20 protein-coding genes are annotated in these 17,976 nt (G+C 57.4%); 14 read left to right on the plus strand and 6 right to left on the minus strand.

Translation table 11 applies throughout. The features are described 5' to 3' along the window. The first annotated feature begins 3 nt into the window (after positions 1-3). The 13 genes from rpsM (at position 4) to KIN_RS11015 (ending at position 11,471) form a co-directional block, all read left to right on the plus strand. Positions 4-372: a 30S ribosomal protein S13 gene (gene rpsM, locus KIN_RS10955; RefSeq protein WP_159806831.1), complete on the plus strand. Its 369-nt coding sequence runs from the start codon at positions 4-6 to the stop codon at positions 370-372. A gap of 15 nt (positions 373-387) precedes the next feature. After that, on the plus strand, positions 388-777 hold the full coding sequence (gene rpsK / locus KIN_RS10960; RefSeq protein WP_159806833.1) for a 30S ribosomal protein S11: 390 nt from the start codon (positions 388-390) through the stop codon (positions 775-777). Positions 778-888: 111 nt separating this feature from the next. Beyond that, on the plus strand, positions 889-1,905 hold the full coding sequence (locus KIN_RS10965; RefSeq protein ID WP_159806835.1) for a DNA-directed RNA polymerase subunit alpha: 1,017 nt from the start codon (positions 889-891) through the stop codon (positions 1,903-1,905). Between the two features lie 204 nt (positions 1,906-2,109). Continuing rightward, entirely contained in the window at positions 2,110-2,523 is a 414-nt protein-coding gene (gene rplQ, locus KIN_RS10970) for a 50S ribosomal protein L17 (protein WP_159806837.1), read from the plus strand. A 100-nt stretch (positions 2,524-2,623) separates the two neighbouring features. After that, the gene (locus KIN_RS10975; protein ID WP_159806839.1) at positions 2,624-3,934 is read left to right on the plus strand and encodes a replication-associated recombination protein A; all 1,311 of its coding nucleotides are present in this window, start codon (positions 2,624-2,626) and stop codon (positions 3,932-3,934) included. A gap of 48 nt (positions 3,935-3,982) precedes the next feature. Continuing rightward, positions 3,983-4,360 (plus strand): fluoride efflux transporter CrcB, encoded by a 378-nt coding sequence (gene crcB, locus KIN_RS10980; protein ID WP_159806841.1) that lies wholly within the window; start codon positions 3,983-3,985, stop codon positions 4,358-4,360. Further along, positions 4,357-5,415, plus strand: coding sequence for an RluA family pseudouridine synthase (locus KIN_RS10985; protein ID WP_159806843.1), 1,059 nt, complete (start codon positions 4,357-4,359; stop codon positions 5,413-5,415). The genes crcB and KIN_RS10985 overlap by 4 nt, the downstream gene beginning before the upstream one ends. Next, positions 5,403-6,089, plus strand: a complete 687-nt coding sequence (locus tag KIN_RS10990; RefSeq protein WP_159806845.1) for an HAD-IA family hydrolase — start codon at positions 5,403-5,405, stop codon at positions 6,087-6,089. Before KIN_RS10985 ends, KIN_RS10990 begins: the two co-directional genes overlap by 13 nt. Then, positions 6,082-6,789 carry an ATP12 family chaperone protein gene (locus KIN_RS10995; RefSeq protein WP_159806847.1) on the plus strand — a complete coding sequence of 236 codons (708 nt, stop codon included), beginning with the start codon at positions 6,082-6,084 and terminating at the stop codon, positions 6,787-6,789. Before KIN_RS10990 ends, KIN_RS10995 begins: the two co-directional genes overlap by 8 nt. Before the next feature lie 241 nt (positions 6,790-7,030). Beyond that, positions 7,031-8,047: an amino acid ABC transporter substrate-binding protein gene (locus KIN_RS11000; protein WP_159806849.1), complete on the plus strand. Its 1,017-nt coding sequence runs from the start codon at positions 7,031-7,033 to the stop codon at positions 8,045-8,047. Between the two features lie 124 nt (positions 8,048-8,171). Further along, a complete protein-coding gene (locus tag KIN_RS11005; protein ID WP_159806851.1) occupies positions 8,172-9,386 on the plus strand; it encodes an amino acid ABC transporter permease in 1,215 nt (404 codons plus the stop codon). A gap of 3 nt (positions 9,387-9,389) precedes the next feature. Next, complete coding sequence (locus KIN_RS11010) at positions 9,390-10,688, plus strand: amino acid ABC transporter permease (protein ID WP_159806853.1); 1,299 nt, start codon at positions 9,390-9,392, stop codon at positions 10,686-10,688. Between the two features lie 33 nt (positions 10,689-10,721). After that, entirely contained in the window at positions 10,722-11,471 is a 750-nt protein-coding gene (locus KIN_RS11015; RefSeq protein ID WP_159807991.1) for an amino acid ABC transporter ATP-binding protein, read from the plus strand. A gap of 48 nt (positions 11,472-11,519) precedes the next feature. Here the strand turns inward: KIN_RS11015 and KIN_RS11020 are convergent, their stop codons facing one another. The 3 genes from KIN_RS11020 to argB form a co-directional block, all read right to left on the minus strand. After that, positions 11,520-12,023, minus strand: a complete 504-nt coding sequence (locus KIN_RS11020; RefSeq protein WP_159806855.1) for a SixA phosphatase family protein — start codon at positions 12,021-12,023, stop codon at positions 11,520-11,522. Between the two features lie 92 nt (positions 12,024-12,115). Further along, positions 12,116-12,910, minus strand: coding sequence for a sterol desaturase family protein (locus tag KIN_RS11025; protein ID WP_159806857.1), 795 nt, complete (start codon positions 12,908-12,910; stop codon positions 12,116-12,118). Between the two features lie 76 nt (positions 12,911-12,986). Next, positions 12,987-13,850 carry an acetylglutamate kinase gene (argB, locus tag KIN_RS11030; RefSeq protein WP_243144896.1) on the minus strand — a complete coding sequence of 288 codons (864 nt, stop codon included), beginning with the start codon at positions 13,848-13,850 and terminating at the stop codon, positions 12,987-12,989. A 126-nt stretch (positions 13,851-13,976) separates the two neighbouring features. On the opposite strand from argB, the gene KIN_RS11035 reads away from it, so the two are divergent. After that, positions 13,977-14,711, plus strand: coding sequence for an SDR family NAD(P)-dependent oxidoreductase (locus tag KIN_RS11035; protein WP_159806859.1), 735 nt, complete (start codon positions 13,977-13,979; stop codon positions 14,709-14,711). A gap of 2 nt (positions 14,712-14,713) precedes the next feature. Here KIN_RS11035 and yihA read toward each other — a convergent pair whose 3' ends face one another. Genes yihA through yidC form a run of 3 tightly spaced genes read right to left on the minus strand, consistent with a single transcriptional unit; the run spans position 14,714 to position 17,957 of the window. Next, the gene (gene yihA / locus KIN_RS11040; protein ID WP_159806861.1) at positions 14,714-15,367 is read right to left on the minus strand and encodes a ribosome biogenesis GTP-binding protein YihA/YsxC; all 654 of its coding nucleotides are present in this window, start codon (positions 15,365-15,367) and stop codon (positions 14,714-14,716) included. Between the two features lie 35 nt (positions 15,368-15,402). After that, positions 15,403-16,143 (minus strand): MOSC domain-containing protein, encoded by a 741-nt coding sequence (locus tag KIN_RS11045; RefSeq protein WP_159806863.1) that lies wholly within the window; start codon positions 16,141-16,143, stop codon positions 15,403-15,405. After that, positions 16,140-17,957, minus strand: a complete 1,818-nt coding sequence (gene yidC, locus KIN_RS11050) for a membrane protein insertase YidC (RefSeq protein WP_159806865.1) — start codon at positions 17,955-17,957, stop codon at positions 16,140-16,142. Before yidC ends, KIN_RS11045 begins: the two co-directional genes overlap by 4 nt. Between the last annotated feature and the right edge of the window lie 19 nt (positions 17,958-17,976).

Raw genomic sequence — 17,976 nt, forward strand, 5'->3', positions numbered from 1 at the left:
CCTTTGGCACGTATTGCTGGCGTTAACTTGCCTGATGGGAAGCGGGTTCCCATCGCTCTGACATATATCACCGGGATCGGTCACACATCGGCCGGGAAAATCTGCGAAGCCGTTGGCATCGACACCTCCCGCCGGATGAACGAACTGAGCGACGCGGAAGTTCTGCAGATCCGTGAACATATCGACGCCAATTACGACGTCGAAGGCGACCTGCGCCGTGAAGTTCAGATGAACATCAAGCGTCTGATGGACCTTGGCTGCTACCGTGGCCTGCGCCATCGCCGCAACCTTCCTGTTCGGGGTCAGCGGACCCACACGAACGCACGCACCCGCAAAGGCCCCGCAAAGGCCATTGCCGGTAAGAAGAAGTAAGGGAGGGCTGATCTGATGGCACGCGAAAAAGTAAAAGCGAAGAAGAAGGTCCGTAAGAACATCGCCGCCGGTGTGGCGCATGTGAACTCGTCCTTCAACAACACAAAGATCCTGATCTCTGACGTGCAGGGCAACGCGATCGCATGGTCGTCCGCTGGTACGATGGGTTTCAAGGGATCGCGGAAGTCCACACCTTACGCGGCTCAGATGGCTGCGGAAGATGCGGGCAAGAAAGCACAGGAACATGGCGTGAAGACGCTTGAGGTTGAAGTGCAGGGTCCGGGTTCTGGCCGTGAAAGTGCATTGCGCGCTTTGGCTGCCATCGGGTTCCAGATCTCCGCAATCCGCGACGTGACGCCGATGGCCCATAACGGGTGCCGTCCGCCGAAGCGCCGCCGCGTTTAATCCACCAACTCTCTCGGGGTCTGCACAGCGCAGTGCCCCGAGTCTGTCATTTTAACCTCGGGCGTCCCCGTTTTTGGACATGAAACAGGGACTGGTATGGAGGCGACACACATGATCCATAAGAATTGGCAAGAGCTGATCAAACCGACGCAACTGGACATCAAGCCAGGCAACGATCCCGCACGCAAGGCCACCGTCGTGGCCGAGCCGCTGGAGCGCGGGTTTGGCCTGACCATGGGCAACGCCCTGCGTCGCGTTCTGATGAGCAGCTTGCAAGGGGCGGCCATCACTTCCGTCCAGATCGACAACGTGCTGCACGAGTTCTCTTCGATTGCAGGCGTCCGCGAGGACGTGACAGATGTTGTTCTCAACCTCAAAGGTGTTGCGATCCGTATGGAAGTCGAAGGGCCCAAGCGCCTGTCGATCTCTGCCAAGGGTCCGGCACTGGTCACCGCAGGTGACATCTCCGACAGCGCTGGCATTGAGATCCTGAATCGCGACCACGTCATCTGTCACCTCGACGATGGCGCCGATCTGTTCATGGAACTGACCGTCAACACCGGCAAGGGCTACGTCTCTGCCGACAAGAACCGTCCGGAAGACGCGCCCATCGGTCTTATCCCGATCGACGCCGTGTATTCGCCGGTCAAGAAAGTCAGCTACGACGTGCAACCTACCCGCGAAGGTCAGGTGCTCGACTATGACAAGCTGACCGTGAAGGTCGAAACAGACGGCTCCATCACGCCGGATGACGCCGTGGCCTACGCTGCGCGGATCCTGCAGGACCAACTTTCGATCTTCGTGAACTTCGACGAACCGGAAAGTGCACGCGCACAGGACGATGAGGACGAGCTTGAGTTCAACCCGCTTCTGCTGAAGAAAGTGGATGAGTTGGAACTCAGTGTACGCTCGGCCAACTGCCTGAAGAACGACAACATTGTCTACATCGGTGATCTGATCCAAAAGACAGAAGCCGAGATGTTGCGGACGCCGAACTTTGGTCGGAAGTCCCTGAACGAGATCAAGGAAGTGCTTTCGGGCATGGGTCTGCATCTGGGAATGGACATCGTCGACTGGCCGCCAGAAAATATCGAAGATCTGGCCAAGAAGTTCGAAGACCAATTCTGATATGTGTGGCGGGGTTTGGCCCCGCCATGCACTTCGGAATACCGCCGAAAGAAGTCCGACGGTATTCCGATAAAAGTCCGATAGAATTCCGATCGGCAAAATGCCCCGCAAAGACGGGGGATCATCTGGGCAATCCTGCCCCAAGGAGAGTGGCCGACACGCATCGGACCGCCAGACAAAGTAAAATGAGAAGGAACTGAAAACATGCGTCACGCACGGGGCTACCGCCGCCTGAACCGCACCCATGAGCACCGCAAGGCGCTCTTTTCCAACATGGCCGGATCGCTGATCGAGCACGAGCAGATCAAGACGACCTTGCCAAAGGCCAAAGAACTGCGCCCGATCATCGAAAAGATGATCACGCTGGCGAAACGCGGTGATCTGCACGCCCGCCGTCTGGCCGCGTCCAAGCTGAAGCAGGACAAGGACGTTGCCAAGTTGTTCGACGTTCTTGGGCCACGTTACGCCGAGCGCCAAGGCGGCTATGTTCGTATCCTGAAAGCGGGCTTCCGCTATGGTGACATGGCACCGATGGCCATCATCGAATTTGTCGACCGCGATGTCGATGCCAAAGGCGCCGCCGACAAGGCCCGTCTTGAGGCTGAAGACGCCGAATAAGGTGTTATCGCACTGGTTTTCAAGGCCCTGCCATCGGCGGGGCCTTTTGCATTTTGGCTGTCTCAGATAGGCTGTCGGCACCCCAATCGAAAGCCCCGCAATGGCAGACCTGTTTAGTCAAGACCCTGTCGCACCACCGAAAATGCAGCCGCTCGCCGACCGGCTCAGACCCAAGTCGCTGGGCGAGGTCATCGGCCAGGAACAGGTGCTGGGCCCGGACAGCCCGTTGGGTGTCATGCTGGCCAGCGGCACACTGGGCTCGCTTATTTTTTGGGGACCCCCGGGCGTGGGCAAAACGACCATCGCCCGACTTCTCGCCGACGAAACGGACCTTCATTTTGTTCAGATCAGCGCGATATTCTCAGGCGTGCCCGATCTGAAAAAGGTTTTCGAAGCTGCAAAGATCAGAGCCGCCAATGGGCAGGGAACACTGTTGTTCGTGGACGAGATCCACCGTTTCAACAAAGCTCAGCAGGACGGGTTTCTGCCGTATATGGAGGACGGCACCATCCTTTTGGTCGGTGCCACCACAGAAAATCCATCCTTCGAGCTAAACGCCGCCGTCCTGTCCCGCGCGCAAGTACTGGTGCTGGAGCGGTTGTCGCTGATCGACCTTGAAAAGCTGGCCCAGCGGGCCGAGAAGGAACTGAACAAACCCCTACCACTGACGCCTGCCGCTCGCGATCAGTTGCTGGAAATGGCCGACGGGGACGGGCGTGCCTTGCTCAACCTGATCGAGCAAATCGCAAGCTGGACGACCGATACAAAGCTCGACCCGGACGGCCTTGGCAAACGTCTGATGCGCCGCGCGGCGCAATACGACAAATCCGGCGATGCCCATTACAACCTGATAAGTGCGCTGCATAAATCAGTCCGCGGCTCTGATCCGGATGCCGCGCTCTATTGGTTGGCGCGGATGCTTACGGGCGGCGAGGATCCCCGCTATTTGGCCCGCCGCATCGCTCGGATGTCTGTGGAAGATATCGGACTGGCGGACACCAATGCCCACCGCGTCTGCCTTGATGCGTGGGAGACTTATGAACGTCTGGGCAGTCCTGAGGGCGAACTGGCACTGGCACAAGCGGTTCTTTATCTGGCACTCGCCCCGAAATCGAACGCCGCCTATGTGGCATATAAAGCCGCAATGAGATCGGCGAAAAAGACCGGATCAGAACCACCTCCAAAGCATATCCTGAACGCCCCGACGGCGCTTATGAAGGATCAGGGCTATGGTAAGGACTACGCCTATGACCACGACGCGGAGGATGGCTTTTCCGGCCAGAACTATTTCCCCGACGATATGAAGCGCGGCGTGTTCTATCAGCCGGTCGAACGCGGGTACGAGCGTGAGTTGAAGAAGCGCCTCGACTATTTCACTAAGCTTCGGCTGCAACGTCAGTCTGATCCGTGACGCCACTTCGCCTTGACTTACATGCCGCATGATCACAAGAGACCGTCCATGATCTGGACAACGACACAAGTGGCGCTTGGCGGCGCAATCGGGGCGTCCCTTCGGTTTCTGACCGGCTTGGGAATTGTCCGGCTGGCGGGCCATGGGTTTCCATTGGCCATCATCACAGTGAATGTGATCGGCAGCTTCCTCATGGGGCTCTTTGTGGTTTACGCCGCACAGCGTGCCGCGACCCACCTGTCGCCCTTCGTGATGACAGGTATTCTGGGCGGGTTCACCACATTCTCCGCCTTCTCCCTAGAGGCCTACACCCTGTTCGAGCGCGGTCAGCCGATGTCCGCTGCGATCTACGTGCTGGGCTCAGTCGTCTGTTCCATTGGCGGTCTCGTGGCAGGTGTTGTCATAGCGCGGGCGATCTTCGCATGAGCCGGGTGCAAACATTGACCGTCGGCCACGACGAGGCAGAGCAGCGTTTGGATCGGTGGTTTCGCAGGCACTTCCCCCATGTCAGCCAAGTCCGCATTGAGAAGATGTGCCGCAAAGGCGAAATCCGCGTCGATGGCGGCCGCGTCAAAAGCAACTCTCGCGTCGGACCTGGGCAGGCGGTGCGCATCCCGCCGCTGCCAACCGCAGAAGAGGTAGAGGCGCAAGCCAAGACCGCTCATATCTCAAAGGCTGATGCCGAGATGATCCGGTCCTGCGTGATCTACAAGGACGACCACATCATTGCGCTGAACAAGCCGCCCGGCCTGCCAGTCCAAGGGGGCAGCAAGCAGACCCGCCATGTTGACGGTATGGCCGCTGCCCTCAGTTTTGAGCGGGAGGATGTCCCACGACTTGTCCACCGGCTCGACAAGGACACGTCCGGCGTTCTGGTCCTGGCACGTACACAGGCGATGGCCTCCGCCCTGACAAAGGCGTTCCGCCACAAGAACACCCGTAAGATCTACTGGGCTATGGTGGCTGGCGTTCCATATCCCAAGATCGGAACGATCAAATATGGTCTGGTCAAAGCCCCCGGTCACGGGGCCAAAGGGGAGGGTGAGAAGATGCATTGCGTCCACCCCCGCGAGGTCGATAGCACCTACGGGGCGAAACGAGCCCACACCGACTACGCGACGCTGTGCTTTCTAGGGCAGCGGGCCGCGTGGATGGCACTGGTTCCCGTGACTGGACGTACCCACCAACTGCGCGCGCACATGGCCGAGATGGGGCATCCCATCGTCGGCGACGGGAAGTACGGCGGCTCCGGACAGGAAAACCAGGGCGACGGTTGGGGTTCCCAACTGGGAGACGAAATCAGCAAGAAGCTGCATCTGCACGCTCGTTCGCTCAGTTTCGAACATCCGGTTTCGGGGGCAGAGATGACATTCACCGCGCCTTTGCCTGCGCATATGAAGCAGACGTGGGATTATCTGGGTTGGACGGAAATGGACGTCCCGAATGATCCGTTTGACAAGGATGAAGAATGGCAGAGCTGAAGATGGTTGTCTTCGATGTGGACGGAACGCTCATCGACAGCATCGCCCATATTGAAGCCGCGATGTCGGGCGCGTTCGAAGCCTGCGATTTACCAGCACCAAAACCAGGCGCGGTCCGGGATCTGGTTGGCATTTCTCTGATTGGCCTCTTGGATCGCCTGCAACCAGGATTGTCGGACGCTCAGTTGAACGCTCTGGCGGAGGCGTATAAGGATCGGTTCTCTTCGATGCGGGCATCTACGCGGGTCAGCGACACCGCCCCCCTGTTTGACGGTGCGCTGGACGCGCTCGAGCGGCTGTCGCGCCGGGACGACACGTTACTGGGCATTGCAACAGGCAAATCGCGGCGCGGCCTCGACTATCTTCTGGATGGCCACGGACTGCGAGACTACTTCGTAACGGCGCAGGTTGCCGATGATCATCCGTCCAAACCACACCCTGCGATGCTGGAGGCCGCCTTGCGCGAAACTGGCGTCGATAAGAAAGACGCGGTGATCGTGGGTGACACGAGCTATGACATGCAGATGGGGCGGTCCGCCGGCGTGGCGACGATTGGTGTGGAATGGGGCAATCACCCGACAGATCAATTGACACCGCTTGCCGACCATATCTTGGCGGATTTTGCCCAAATTGATAGCGCTTTGGACCAGCTGTGGGGGGGCGTTCGTGGCTGACTGGGCGGCGAAGAGATTCTGGAAAAAATCAGACGTTGTTGACGTGGATGGCGGCTTCGGAATTGTCCTCGATGATCGGCCGTTGCGGACCCCTGCGAAATCCTCTTTGGTTCTGCCAACCCGAGACATGGCCACTGAGGTCGCGCGGGAATGGGACGCTCAGGACGGCAAGATCGAGCCGCTGACAATGCCGTTCACTCGCTCTGCCAATGCCGCGGTTGACAAGGTCGCGACCCAGCATGCCGAGGTCGTGGATCTGCTGGCGGCGTATGGTGATGCTGACTTGATCTGTTATCGGGCTGACGGCCCCGAAGGTCTTGTTCACCGGCAGGCAGAACATTGGGATCCGCTCGTAGATTGGGCGGCCACCGACCTCAAGGCGCCGCTCTGCGTCCAGTTGGGCGTCATGCATGAGCCACAGGCGCCCGACAGTCTGGCGCGACTGCGCACGCAGGTCGCCGCGCTTGATGCGTTTCAGCTTACGGCATTCCACGACCTTGTTTCTCTTTCTGGGTCACTGGTCATCGGCTTGGCGGCGATCAAAGGATTTGAAACACCGGAGCAACTCTGGACCATCAGCCGAATCGATGAGGATTGGCAGATCGAGCAATGGGGCGAGGACGAGGAAGCGAGTGAGCTTGCCGAGACGAAAAGAAACAGCTTTCTGCACGCGCACAGATTTTACACTTTGAGTGTCTGAACAAAGCCGTCTCGCGCCGGTTTTGTAACCTTTCGACGAACAATGGCCAAAAAACCTGAAAAATCAGGCCAAAACGGTGTATTTGCCCCTAGGGCAAGCTCTTAAATCGCCTTGACGACAGGGCAGCGATTTGGCCTTATTCGCACCTATCGGGGGAGTGACTTCCCTGCACATAGTTTCCGGTCAGTATGTGACCGGTTAAACCGCCTGAAACTAGGCGGACCATCAGGAAGAGGTAAACATGAAAAAATCCGTATTTTTTGGCGCTCTGGCCGTTGCTGGGGCCGCGGCTACGGCGTCTGCGGCAGCGACGCTCGATGAGGTCAAATCGCGCGGCAAGTTGAACTGTGGTGTGACGACCGGTGTTCCCGGTTTTGCTGAGCCAGATGCGAATGGCGAATGGCAGGGCTTTGACGTTGCCGTATGCCGCGCTGTTGCTGCGGCTGTATTGGGCGACTCCACCGCAGTTGAGTTTGTACCGACAACCGGCAAGACGCGCTTCACCGCGCTTGCATCCGGCGAAATTGACATGCTGGCCCGGAACACAACTTGGACGTTCAGCCGCGACGTCGATCTGAAGTTCGAATTCACCGGCGTGAACTACTACGACGGTCAAGGCTTTATGGTTCCCAAGGATCTTGGCGTTTCGTCCGCGAAGGACCTCGACGGTGCGACCGTCTGCATCCAGACCGGCACAACAACAGAGCTGAACTTGGCGGACTTCTTCCGCTCCAACAACATCAGCTATGAGCCTGTTCCAATCGAGACGGGCGCTGAAGCTGTTCAACAGTACATCGCGGGCGCTTGCGACGTTTATACGACTGACGCATCCGCTTTGGCTGCGCAGCGTGCAAACTTCGAAAGCCCAGACGATCACGTCCTTCTGCCTGAAATCGTCTCCAAAGAGCCACTCGGGCCGCTGGTCCGTCATGGCGATAACGAATGGGCAGATATCGTTCGCTGGACACTGAACGCACTGATCACAGCCGAAGAGCTTGGCGTCACATCCGTGAACGTTGAAGAACTGGCTGCTGGTACAGAAAACCCCGAAGTGAACCGCTTGCTCGGCTCCGAGGGCGATCTTGGCGGCATGCTGGGCCTGGAAGCTGATTGGGCGAAAAACGCCATCAGCGTTGCTGGTAACTACGGCGAAATCTTCGAGAAGAACATCGGAGCTTCCACGCCAATCGGTCTTGCGCGCGGTCTTAACGCACAGTGGACCAACGGCGGTCTGATCTACTCGCCACCGTTCCGGTAAACATATTCAAGGTCTAGGGCGCGGTCATTCCGCGCCCTTTTCCTATCTGACGACAAGAACCGGCATTTCCGCACGCGCCAAATGACGTGCACACCAACCGCCGGTCAAACACAGGGAACGTCCGATGACGACAGTTACCGACCCCGAGACGGAGTCGTTCCGTTTCTCCATGCTCTTCAACGACACGCGATACCGATCGTTAACGTTCCAGTTCATTGCGCTCATCCTCTTGATCGTTGCGATGGCCTATCTGGGCAACAACCTGTTGAGCAATCTGGCGCAGGCCGGGCTCAACATTTCCTACGATTTTCTCGGCGCGCCGGCGGGATACGACATCAACCAGCGCCCGATTGACTATAATAGCCAATCCACACATGGCCGCGCCGCGATGGTCGGCCTTTTAAACACCTTGATCGTCTCGGGCCTGGCCTGCGTGACGGCGACTGTCCTCGGGGTGTTTGCGGGCGTCATGCGTCTGTCGCCCAATTGGCTCGTCCGTAAGATCATGTCCGTCTACGTGGAGATCTTCCGCAATGTGCCGGTTCTGATCTGGATCCTGATCATCTTCTTCATCATGACGGCTGCGATGCCCGCGCCCAGGGATTTCCGGGGGGATGATCCATCAGCCTCCATGCTTTTCGATATGTTCGCCTTTACCAATCGGGGGGTTTACATACCGAAACCCATTTGGGGCGAGGGATCAATGATCGTAGTGGGCACGTTCTTTGCGTCGATCATTGGCGTCTTCCTTTACCGTCGATATGCTCGCACTCAGCTTTATCAGCATGGTCGTTTGCTTCCGACGTTGTGGCCATCGCTTGCTATTTTCTTTGTCCCGACGATCCTGATCTACTACCTCGCGGGCCAGCCCGTTACGCTGCAATATCCAGAACTCAGTGGTTTTAACTTCCGCGGCGGGATTACAATTCTTGGCTCGTTGATCGCACTTTGGTTTGCCCTCGCGATCTACACCGGCGCCTTCATCGCTGAGAACGTTCGGGCAGGTATTCTGGCGATCGACAAAGGTCAGACGGAGGCCGCAGCAGCCTTGGGATTGCGGCCGGGTCGCATCATGAACCTCGTCGTTCTACCACAGGCACTGCGGGTGATCATTCCGCCACTGATCTCGCAATATCTGAACATCACGAAGAACTCGTCACTGGCGATTGCAGTAGGATACATGGACCTCACCGGTACATTGGGCGGTATCACGTTGCTCCAGACTGGCCGCGCTATCGAAAGCATTCTGCTCTTGATGCTGTTCTACCTGACGATCTCGCTTTTGATTTCGTTGTTCATGAACATCTACAACAATTCCATGAAACTGAAGGAGCGTTGAGGCATGTCTGATACACACGCGCAAAGCGTCGCCTTCGTACGAGAAACTGAAATCCCACCGGCCCCGCCCCCTGAGGCACAAAGTGGTGCCGTCAGATGGATGCAGCAGAACCTCTTTTCGTCGGTTTTCAATAGCATTCTGACAGTAATATCCTTCACGTTCATCGCGTGGCTGGTGATCAATGTGTACCCTTGGTTTGCTAATGGCATATGGCAGGCGGACAGTATTCGCGAATGCCGAGAGCTGCTCGATGGAAAGACAGGCGCTTGTTTCGCGGTCCTGACGGAGCGCTGGAACCAGTTGCTCTTTGGGTTCAGCTATCCGGTTGAGGGCTACTGGCGTCCAACGACAGCGTTCGTATTGCTGCTGGTCTCGATTGCGCCCGTATTGGCGCGGGGACGATTGCCCAACGCGATGTTCATCCTGACGGCGATCTACCCCTTCCTGGCCTATTGGCTGATCTGGGGCGGTACAATCATGACGCCTGTGGTCGCGCTAGTGGGCTTTGTCGTCGGCTACATGGCGTACAGCAGACTTGTGACCCGGTCTTTTGCTATGGGCGCCTTCGGGGGAACAGCAGCGGCGATCGTGACGTGGTATCTGGGCGGGTTTCTCGTGGACGCCATGCCGAACTTTCTGGCTCTGGCGGAGGTGCCAAGCCGTAGTATGGGCGGGTTCATGTTGAACCTGATCCTCGGCACCGTCTGCGTATCCTTGTCGATCCCGCTGGGCATATTGCTGGCTTTAGGACGTCAGTCGAACATGCCCATCGTGAAAGGCATCTGCGTTGTCTTCATCGAGTTCATTCGGGGGGTGCCGCTCATCACACTGCTTTTTGTGGCGAACGTGGTTCTGGCTTATTTCCTGCCACCCGGCACGACATTTGACCTGATCTTGCGCGTGATCATCATGATCACCATGTTCTCGGCGGCTTATATCGCCGAGGTGGTGCGCGGCGGTTTGGCGGCTTTGCCACGGGGCCAATACGAGGCAGCAGACAGTCTGGGGCTCGACTACCCCCAGGCGATGCGCCTGATCATCCTGCCACAAGCGTTGAAAATCTCCATTCCGGGGATCGTGAACGTTGCAGTTGGGCTGTTTAAGGACACCGTGCTGGTGTCGGTGATCTCCATGTTCGACACAGTCGGCATGATCCGGGGCCCTATCCAGCAATCGACGAATTGGCTTGGCATCTACTGGGAACTGTTCGGCTTCGCGGCCCTGCTGTTCTTCATCGTCTGCTATTCGATCTCTCAATATTCTCAATGGCTGGAGCGTCAGCTTCAGACAGACCACCGCTAAGAAAGGGTCTGAGACATGACTGAAAACACAGCAATGCAGGTCTCTGAAGAGGTCGCTATTGAAATCCGCAATATGAACAAGTGGTACGGCACGTTCCACGTTCTGCGCGACATTGACCTGACCGTACAGCGGGGTGAGCGGATCGTGATTTGTGGCCCGTCTGGGTCCGGGAAATCCACGCTGATCCGCTGCATCAACGCACTGGAAGAGCATCAGAAGGGGTCCATCGTCGTGGATGGAACTGTTCTGTCGTCCGATCTTAAGAACATCGACAAAATCCGGTCGGAGGTCGGCATGTGCTTTCAGCACTTCAACCTTTTCCCGCACCTTACGATCCTTGAGAACTGCACCCTCGCGCCGATTTGGGTTCGCAAAACCCCCAAGCGGGAGGCCGAAGAGACGGCGATGCACTTCCTTGAGAAGGTGAAGATCCCCGATCAGGCGAACAAGTATCCCGGTCAGCTGTCAGGTGGGCAGCAGCAGCGGGTGGCCATCGCACGATCCCTGTGCATGCGCCCGCGGATCATGCTGTTTGACGAACCGACCTCTGCTCTTGACCCCGAGATGATCAAAGAGGTGCTCGACACCATGATCGAGTTGGCGGAAGAGGGGATGACAATGCTCTGCGTCACGCACGAGATGGGGTTCGCCCGCCAAGTGGCCAACCGTGTGATTTTCATGGATGCAGGGCAGATCGTGGAGCAGAACGAGCCAGAAGAGTTCTTCAACAACCCGCAGTCAGATCGGACCAAATTGTTCCTGAGCCAGATCCTCGGCCACTGATTTCAAAGAAGTTCTGGAAGGCCTCAGCGGTTATGCGGAGGCCTTTTTCTATTCCACGCCAAGCTCGCGCGGTACAACGAACGCCAATGATCTTGAAACATTTCGTTCCAAATCCGACCACGCTTTGATCTCGCACTCCAGGACCAGCGTCGCGGCCGTCGGGAAACGGCGAAACTGGGGGTGTGCCGGTCGATTGGTGCAAAGTGCCATGGCCAGCTCCGCAAATCCGGGGTTGTGACCGACAACCATCAGATCGCCTTTGGGAGCCTCGCCAATAATCGCCAAAATACGATCCAATGACGCATGGTAGAGACCGGCATGAAACGAAACGGATGGTTTTGGAGTCAACTCCTCAACGGCAAGGGCAGTCGTCCATTTTGCACGTTGTGCAGTGGAACTGTAGACTTTTGAAGGAACGAACCCCTCGCGCTGTAGCCATGCCCCGATTGCCGCCGCAGACCGCTTGCCGCGCCCGGTCAGACCCCGATCGTGATCGGACACCATAGGGTCATCCCAGTCTGATTTCGCATGTCGCGTAAGGATCAGTTTCACAATGCTCTCGATGCAGCGACGGATCTGAATAGTCTTTGACCCGCTCTAACATCCGCGCGTGGCGCGCATCAAGGATCGGTGAAGCTGAGCGGCTATTTTCGACTGAATGGCAGCGCGAGGCTCCATCCCAGTCGCGACGGGCGATCGTCTTGCCATTGCAACCCGATCTTCATCTCGTCATGCCCATCATCGGGTTGCGCAATGTAGGTCCCGAACATCTTGTCCCAGATCGATAAGGCGAAACCATAGTTGCTGTCATGCTCATCGCGCAAAACCGAATGGTGGACCCGGTGCATATCAGGTGTCACGAGCACCAATCGCACAATTTTGTCCAGCCAAAGCGGGAGTTTTATATTGGCATGGTTGAACATTGCAGTTCCGTTCAGAATGATCTCGAACAGGATCACTGCAAGTGCTGCTGGGCCCATCAGATATACCAAACCAATCTTCAAGAGCATGGACAGTGCAATCTCGACCGGATGAAAGCGGATCGCGGTTGTCACATCAATGTCCACATCCGCGTGATGGACCTGATGCAATCGCCAGAGGATCGGCACTTTGTGCGTGATCAGGTGCTGTAGCCAGATCGCGAAATCGAGGATCAGGATTGCCAGCAAAACCTCCAGGACGAACGGCCAGTCCGTTTGGTTGAACAGCCCCCACCCGTTCGCGCCCGCATCGGCAGCGGCCCCTACAGCCAGCAGGGGCAGACCAAATGCCAGCGCGCGCAAGGTGAGTGTGTCGATCACGGTGATCGCCCAATTGGTCGTCCAACGGGCTTTGCGGGTCTGTGTGCGTTGCCTACGGGGGGCCCATGCCTCAAGCGCGGCAAAGAGTGAGAACAGTCCAAGGAACACACCAAGGCGGATGAGCGCTTCATTTTCCATCGTTAGGAAGATACGGCCCGTGCTTTATCACACAAGAGGCACGAAGCCGCAGCGCAGCCAACTTATCGTGAGCCCCCTACGCCCGTATCAATGACCCTGCGCCGTAATCGGTGAAAAGCTCAAGCAGGCAGGCATTGGGGGACCTGCCATCAAGGATCACCACTGCACGCACGCCGCCGTTCAGCGCGGCAAGGGCGGTTTCGGTTTTTGGGATCATGCCGCCTGCGATGGTGCCGTCTTCCGTCATCCGCCTTATGTGATCGGCTGTCAGTTCTGTTACGACCTCGCCTGTCGCATCCTTCACGCCGGACACGTCCGTCAGCAGCAGAAGGCGATCCGCGTTAAGCGCCGCGGCAATCGCGCCCGCAGCCGTATCGCCGTTTATGTTGAACGTTTCGCCGTTCCGCCCGGCCCCGAGAGGAGCAACGACAGGAATGATGTTGGACGAAAACATAGAATGCAAAACCGTCGTATCCACCTCTGAAGGCTCACCGACGAATTGCAGATCGGGGTCAGCGGCGTCACAGGTGATCATACCGGCGTCTTTGCCTGAAAGCCCGACAGCACGTCCCCCTTGGGCGTTTATCGCCTGCACGATCCGTTTGTTCACGCGCCCCGACAGAACCATTTCTACGACCTCAACGGTCTCTGCATCCGTGATCCGCTTGCCGTTCTTGAATTCGGACGTCACGCCAAGCTTTGCCAACATCTCGTTGATCATAGGTCCGCCGCCATGCACGATCACCGGATTCACGCCGACTTGCTGCATCAGCGTGATATCCCGCGCAAAGCTTTCCATGCCTTCGTCGCTGCCCATCGCATGGCCGCCCAGCTTGATCACGACGGTCGCGCCCGCGTAGCGCTGCAGATAGGGTAGGGCCTCTGACAAAGTGCGGGCAGTGGAAAGCGGGTCGCGTTGCATATCGGTTCTGATCTTCATTCTGCGGTCCTTGCGGCTAGGGGGTGTGTTAACCAAACCGGAACCGACTGCCAAGGGAGCGTTGTTGATTGCATCACGCTGGGGTCCGGGTAAGCTGCCGCAACTTCCTTCAAAACGGGTGCGCGCATGTCTGACGACAGAAAAACCCTTCTCCTGACTGGTGCGAGCCGTGGCATCGGCCACGCCACTGTCCAGCGGTTCAATTCAGAAGGCTGGCGCGTGCTGACCTGTTCGCGTCATCCGTTTCCCGCCGAGTGTCCATGGGGTGGCGGCGAAGAGAACCATATCCAGATCGATTTGGCCGATCCCAAGAATACGATTGAAGCCATTGAATTGATCCGAAACCGTCTGGGCGGGCGTTTGAACGCGCTGGTCAACAATGCCGGAATTTCCCCAAAAGGCGACGACGGCGCGCGGCTGAATACTTTGGATACTGACTTGCGCACGTGGGGACGGGTGTTCCACGTGAATTTCTTTGCATCCGTCGTTTTGGCCCGCGGATTGAAGGAGGAATTGGCGCAGGCCAAGGGATCAGTGGTGAATGTGACTTCAATCGCGGGCTCTCGCGTTCATCCTTTTGCGGGGGCTGCGTACTCCACATCCAAGGCTGCACTGGCCGCGCTCACACGCGAGATGGCTCACGATTTTGGACCTCTGGGTGTGAGGGTGAACGCCATCGCACCGGGCGAGGTCGAAACGGCGATCCTGAGCCCTGGGACTGATGCAATCGTTGAGAAGTTACCGATGCAACGATTGGGTCAGCCTGAGGAGGTTGCGGCGGCCATCCTATTCTTATGCTCGGAGGAAAGCAGCTACATCTCCGGCGCGGAGATCGAGGTGAACGGCGCGCAGCACGTCTGAGATCAGACCAGCGTTCCGACGATGTGTCGCAGCGTGCCGATGCCTGTTCCTTTTTCCGAAGAGGTCAGGACAATCTGCGGAAAGGCTGCCGGATACTTAGACAACTCGCCGCTGACCTGCTCAATGACTTTATTCATTTCGCCCGCTTTGATCTTGTCTGCTTTTGTCAGAACGACCTGAAACGTCACTGCTGACCGGTTCAGCAGGTCCAGAATATCGTGATCCACCTTTTTGATCCCATGGCGGCTGTCGATCAGAACAAACGCGCGCCGCAGGGTCTGGCGACCAGACAGGTACGCCTTCAAAAGCCTTTGCCATTTCTCAACGATAGCCAGAGGGGCCTCCGCAAAACCGTAGCCGGGAAGGTCCACGAGGTAGTGGCTGTCCTCCAATGTGAAGAAGTTGATTTCTTGCGTGCGGCCCGGCGTGTTTGAAGTGCGCGCCAGTGCCTTTCGACCAGTCAAAGCGTTTATAAGGCTGGACTTGCCAACATTGGAGCGTCCCGCGAAACACACCTCAATGCGATCTGCCGGGGGCATGCCGTCCATCGCGACGACGCCTTTCAAAAAATCGGTCTGCCCTGCAAAGAGCTTTCGGCCAGCTTCGATCTCACCGGGCTCAGGATCGTCAACGACGCTGAAGGTAAACGCGCTCATAGTTTAATTCCTGCTGTCCCATGGTGCGGCGGGGGTCAAAGAACCGCCACGCTGTCGCCGGCGTGTATCGTTCCAGTCTTGGATACAACACCATATACGCCGAAGTTCTGATGGCCCCAACTTTGAAGCAAGGCGAGTGTGTCGATGTCCCGTTCGCCGGTCTGCGGATTGGCGGTTGTCGCCATGCAGCGCTCTATCGGTTCGCGAACCTCGATCTCCGCGTTGCCAAGACGGAGCGTTTTACCGATCCAGTTGCTCTCTTCCCACGCTTCGGTACCAGACAACCAGATGTTTCCACGCCAGCGTTCTTTTTCCAGCGTTTTACCAGCTTTTTTGGAGACGGCGTTGTGACTTGCCAATGTATTGATCGAGATCGTGGGATAATCGCTGTCCGTCATGCCGCGCCCCGGCACCGATACTAAACCGCAAGACTGAGCACGGTTTTCCGGCATCAAGTCTTTAACCCAGTCTAGAAGTAAATCTGGCTCCTCGTCGGGGCGGAACGTCAGATCGGTTCGCTTGGGGTGGCGAAGTGTCACCGTGCGGGTTGGGGTATCGAGTGTGGCGGTTATCGCCATCAACTCCGGCGCTTTGGACACTCTGGAAAAATTGGCGCACGGTGCCCATGCGCGTCCATCGGTTCTACTGCCTGCGTGGGTCACCGCCCAGGTTCTGTCCCAGGGAAAGGTGGCGCCTTCGGTCAATTCGACGCTCTGCACCTCTTCGCGGCCATGTGATTTGATCGGATGACGCCAAAGATGTGCGACGGTGATCATCCCGCGTCATCCTTCGGCGTTCGCTTGAAGCCGGATTTGATGTTCCCGAAGATATCCGGCTTGTAACCTTGGCTCCGCATAATTGCGTATTGCTGCGTAAACGTAATGATGTTGTTGGCGATCCAGTACAGAACCAGTCCACTCGCGAAGCTGCCAAGCATAAACATGAAGACCCAGGGCATCCACGCGAACACCATCGCTTGTGTCGGATCGGTGGGCGCCGGGTTCAATTTCTGTTGCAGCCACATAGAGATGCCAAGCAGGATTGGCAGCACGCCCAAAGAGAAGATGAAGAAGATAGATCCGGCCTCCGGTGTGCCCCAGGGCAGCAAGCCAAACAGGTTAAGGATGGAGGACGGGTCCGGCGCGCTGAGGTCGCGGATCCATCCGAGCCAAGGGGCGTGCCGCAACTCAATCGTGACGAAAATCACCTTATAGAGTGAGAAGAAGATCGGGATCTGCATCAGGATCGGCAAGCACCCGGCGGCCGGATTGACCTTCTCTTTCTTATAAAGCGCCATCATCTCTTGCTGGAGCTTCTGCCGGTCGTCGCCAGCGCGTTCCTTGATTTTCTCCATCTCCGGCTGAAGCTCTTTCATCTTAGCCATCGAGACGTAAGACTTATACGCCAGTGGCAAGAGAACGGCCTTGATCAAAAGTGTCAGGACGATGATCGACCAGCCCATGTTGCCAATGAATGCGTTGAGCCAATGGAGCACGGCGAAGATCGGTTTGGTTAGGAAGAAGAACCAGCCCCAGTCAATGGAATCGAGAAATTTCTGAATGCCACCCTGCTCATAGTTCCGGATCGGCTCCCACTCCTTTGCGCCTGCAAAAAGATGCATTGAGGCGGTTGCGGTCTCACCGGCCGCCACAGACATCGTCGGCAGCCGAACTTGAGTCTGGTAAATCTCTTGACCCGGAATGTAGCGTTGAACTGATTTGAACGCGCTGTCCGCAGAGGGGATGAGGGTGGTCATCCAATACTTATCCGTAAAGCCGATCCAGCCGCCTTCCGTCACATCGGTTGTCTCGGATCGTGCAGCACCGCCTGCCTCGGCTGGCAGGTCCGGCATATCGTCATAGTCGACCTCTGCAAGTTCCCCGTCCGACATCGCGACGACGCCTTCGTGAAGGATGAAGAAGCCAACGACATCCGGCTCACCGTGTCGCGAGATCAGCCCGTAGGGTTGTGCTCTGACCGCCCCGTCCGTTGTGTTCTGAACGCTTTGCTTGATGTCAAACATATAGTTTTCATCAACTGAGATTTCGCGCCGAAAGATGAGTCCGGCACCGTTGTCCCAGACCAGTGTGACAGGTGTCTCTTGCGTCAGCGTTTCACCGGATTCGACGGACCAGATCGTGTCCGGTCCAGGGACTTCGTCGGAAGAGAGATCACCCGCAGGCGCCCAACCATAAAGCGTATAATAAGCGTTCTCCGCACCAACACGGGTCAACAGGCGGACGGTGTCTGCGTCCGGCTCCAGCGTCTCTCGGTATTTATTCAGGGAAAGGTCATCGAAGCGACCCCCCAGAAGGTAAATCGAGCCGCTCAGCGCGTCCGTTTCAATCGGCACGCGCCCCACATCCGCGGTCTCTGATGTGGGCGTTTGGACCGGTGCAGTTGCCTCGCCACCGTCGGGCGTTGCAACGGTTGGGGCGGTCGTTGTGATATCGGCCGCATCGCCCTGAGACGCCGGTGTGGCATTGGGATCAGTGATCGGGTCCGGCGGCGGAAAAAAGAGGGTCCACCCGATGATTACAAGAAAACTGAGGGCCGTGGCCAAGATGAGGTTCTTGTTCTGATCGTCCATGAAGAATGGCGCCGCCTGC

Source organism: Litoreibacter roseus (assembly GCF_009811795.1).
In the GTDB taxonomy this organism is placed as follows: domain Bacteria; phylum Pseudomonadota; class Alphaproteobacteria; order Rhodobacterales; family Rhodobacteraceae; genus Litoreibacter; species Litoreibacter roseus.

Bases quoted from the DNA above. Each gene is read 5' to 3' on its own strand.
- KIN_RS10965 (WP_159806835.1), top strand. From the start codon at position 889: ATGATCCATAAGAATTGGCAAGAGCTGATCAAACCGACGCAACTGGAC.
- KIN_RS11025 (WP_159806857.1), bottom strand. From the start codon at position 12,910: ATGGAAAATGAAGCGCTCATCCGCCTTGGTGTGTTCCTTGGACTGTTC.
- KIN_RS11015 (WP_159807991.1), top strand. From the start codon at position 10,722: ATGCAGGTCTCTGAAGAGGTCGCTATTGAAATCCGCAATATGAACAAG.
- KIN_RS11000 (WP_159806849.1), top strand. From the start codon at position 7,031: ATGAAAAAATCCGTATTTTTTGGCGCTCTGGCCGTTGCTGGGGCCGCG.
- KIN_RS11005 (WP_159806851.1), top strand. From the start codon at position 8,172: ATGACGACAGTTACCGACCCCGAGACGGAGTCGTTCCGTTTCTCCATG.
- rpsK (WP_159806833.1), top strand. From the start codon at position 388: ATGGCACGCGAAAAAGTAAAAGCGAAGAAGAAGGTCCGTAAGAACATC.
- KIN_RS11035 (WP_159806859.1), top strand. From the start codon at position 13,977: ATGTCTGACGACAGAAAAACCCTTCTCCTGACTGGTGCGAGCCGTGGC.
- argB (WP_243144896.1), bottom strand. From the start codon at position 13,850: ATGAAGATCAGAACCGATATGCAACGCGACCCGCTTTCCACTGCCCGC.
- rplQ (WP_159806837.1), top strand. From the start codon at position 2,110: ATGCGTCACGCACGGGGCTACCGCCGCCTGAACCGCACCCATGAGCAC.
- yihA (WP_159806861.1), bottom strand. From the start codon at position 15,367: ATGAGCGCGTTTACCTTCAGCGTCGTTGACGATCCTGAGCCCGGTGAG.
- KIN_RS11045 (WP_159806863.1), bottom strand. From the start codon at position 16,143: ATGATCACCGTCGCACATCTTTGGCGTCATCCGATCAAATCACATGGC.
- KIN_RS10990 (WP_159806845.1), top strand. From the start codon at position 5,403: ATGGCAGAGCTGAAGATGGTTGTCTTCGATGTGGACGGAACGCTCATC.
- crcB (WP_159806841.1), top strand. From the start codon at position 3,983: ATGATCTGGACAACGACACAAGTGGCGCTTGGCGGCGCAATCGGGGCG.
- KIN_RS10975 (WP_159806839.1), top strand. From the start codon at position 2,624: ATGGCAGACCTGTTTAGTCAAGACCCTGTCGCACCACCGAAAATGCAG.
- yidC (WP_159806865.1), bottom strand. From the start codon at position 17,957: ATGGACGATCAGAACAAGAACCTCATCTTGGCCACGGCCCTCAGTTTT.
- KIN_RS11010 (WP_159806853.1), top strand. From the start codon at position 9,390: ATGTCTGATACACACGCGCAAAGCGTCGCCTTCGTACGAGAAACTGAA.
- KIN_RS10985 (WP_159806843.1), top strand. From the start codon at position 4,357: ATGAGCCGGGTGCAAACATTGACCGTCGGCCACGACGAGGCAGAGCAG.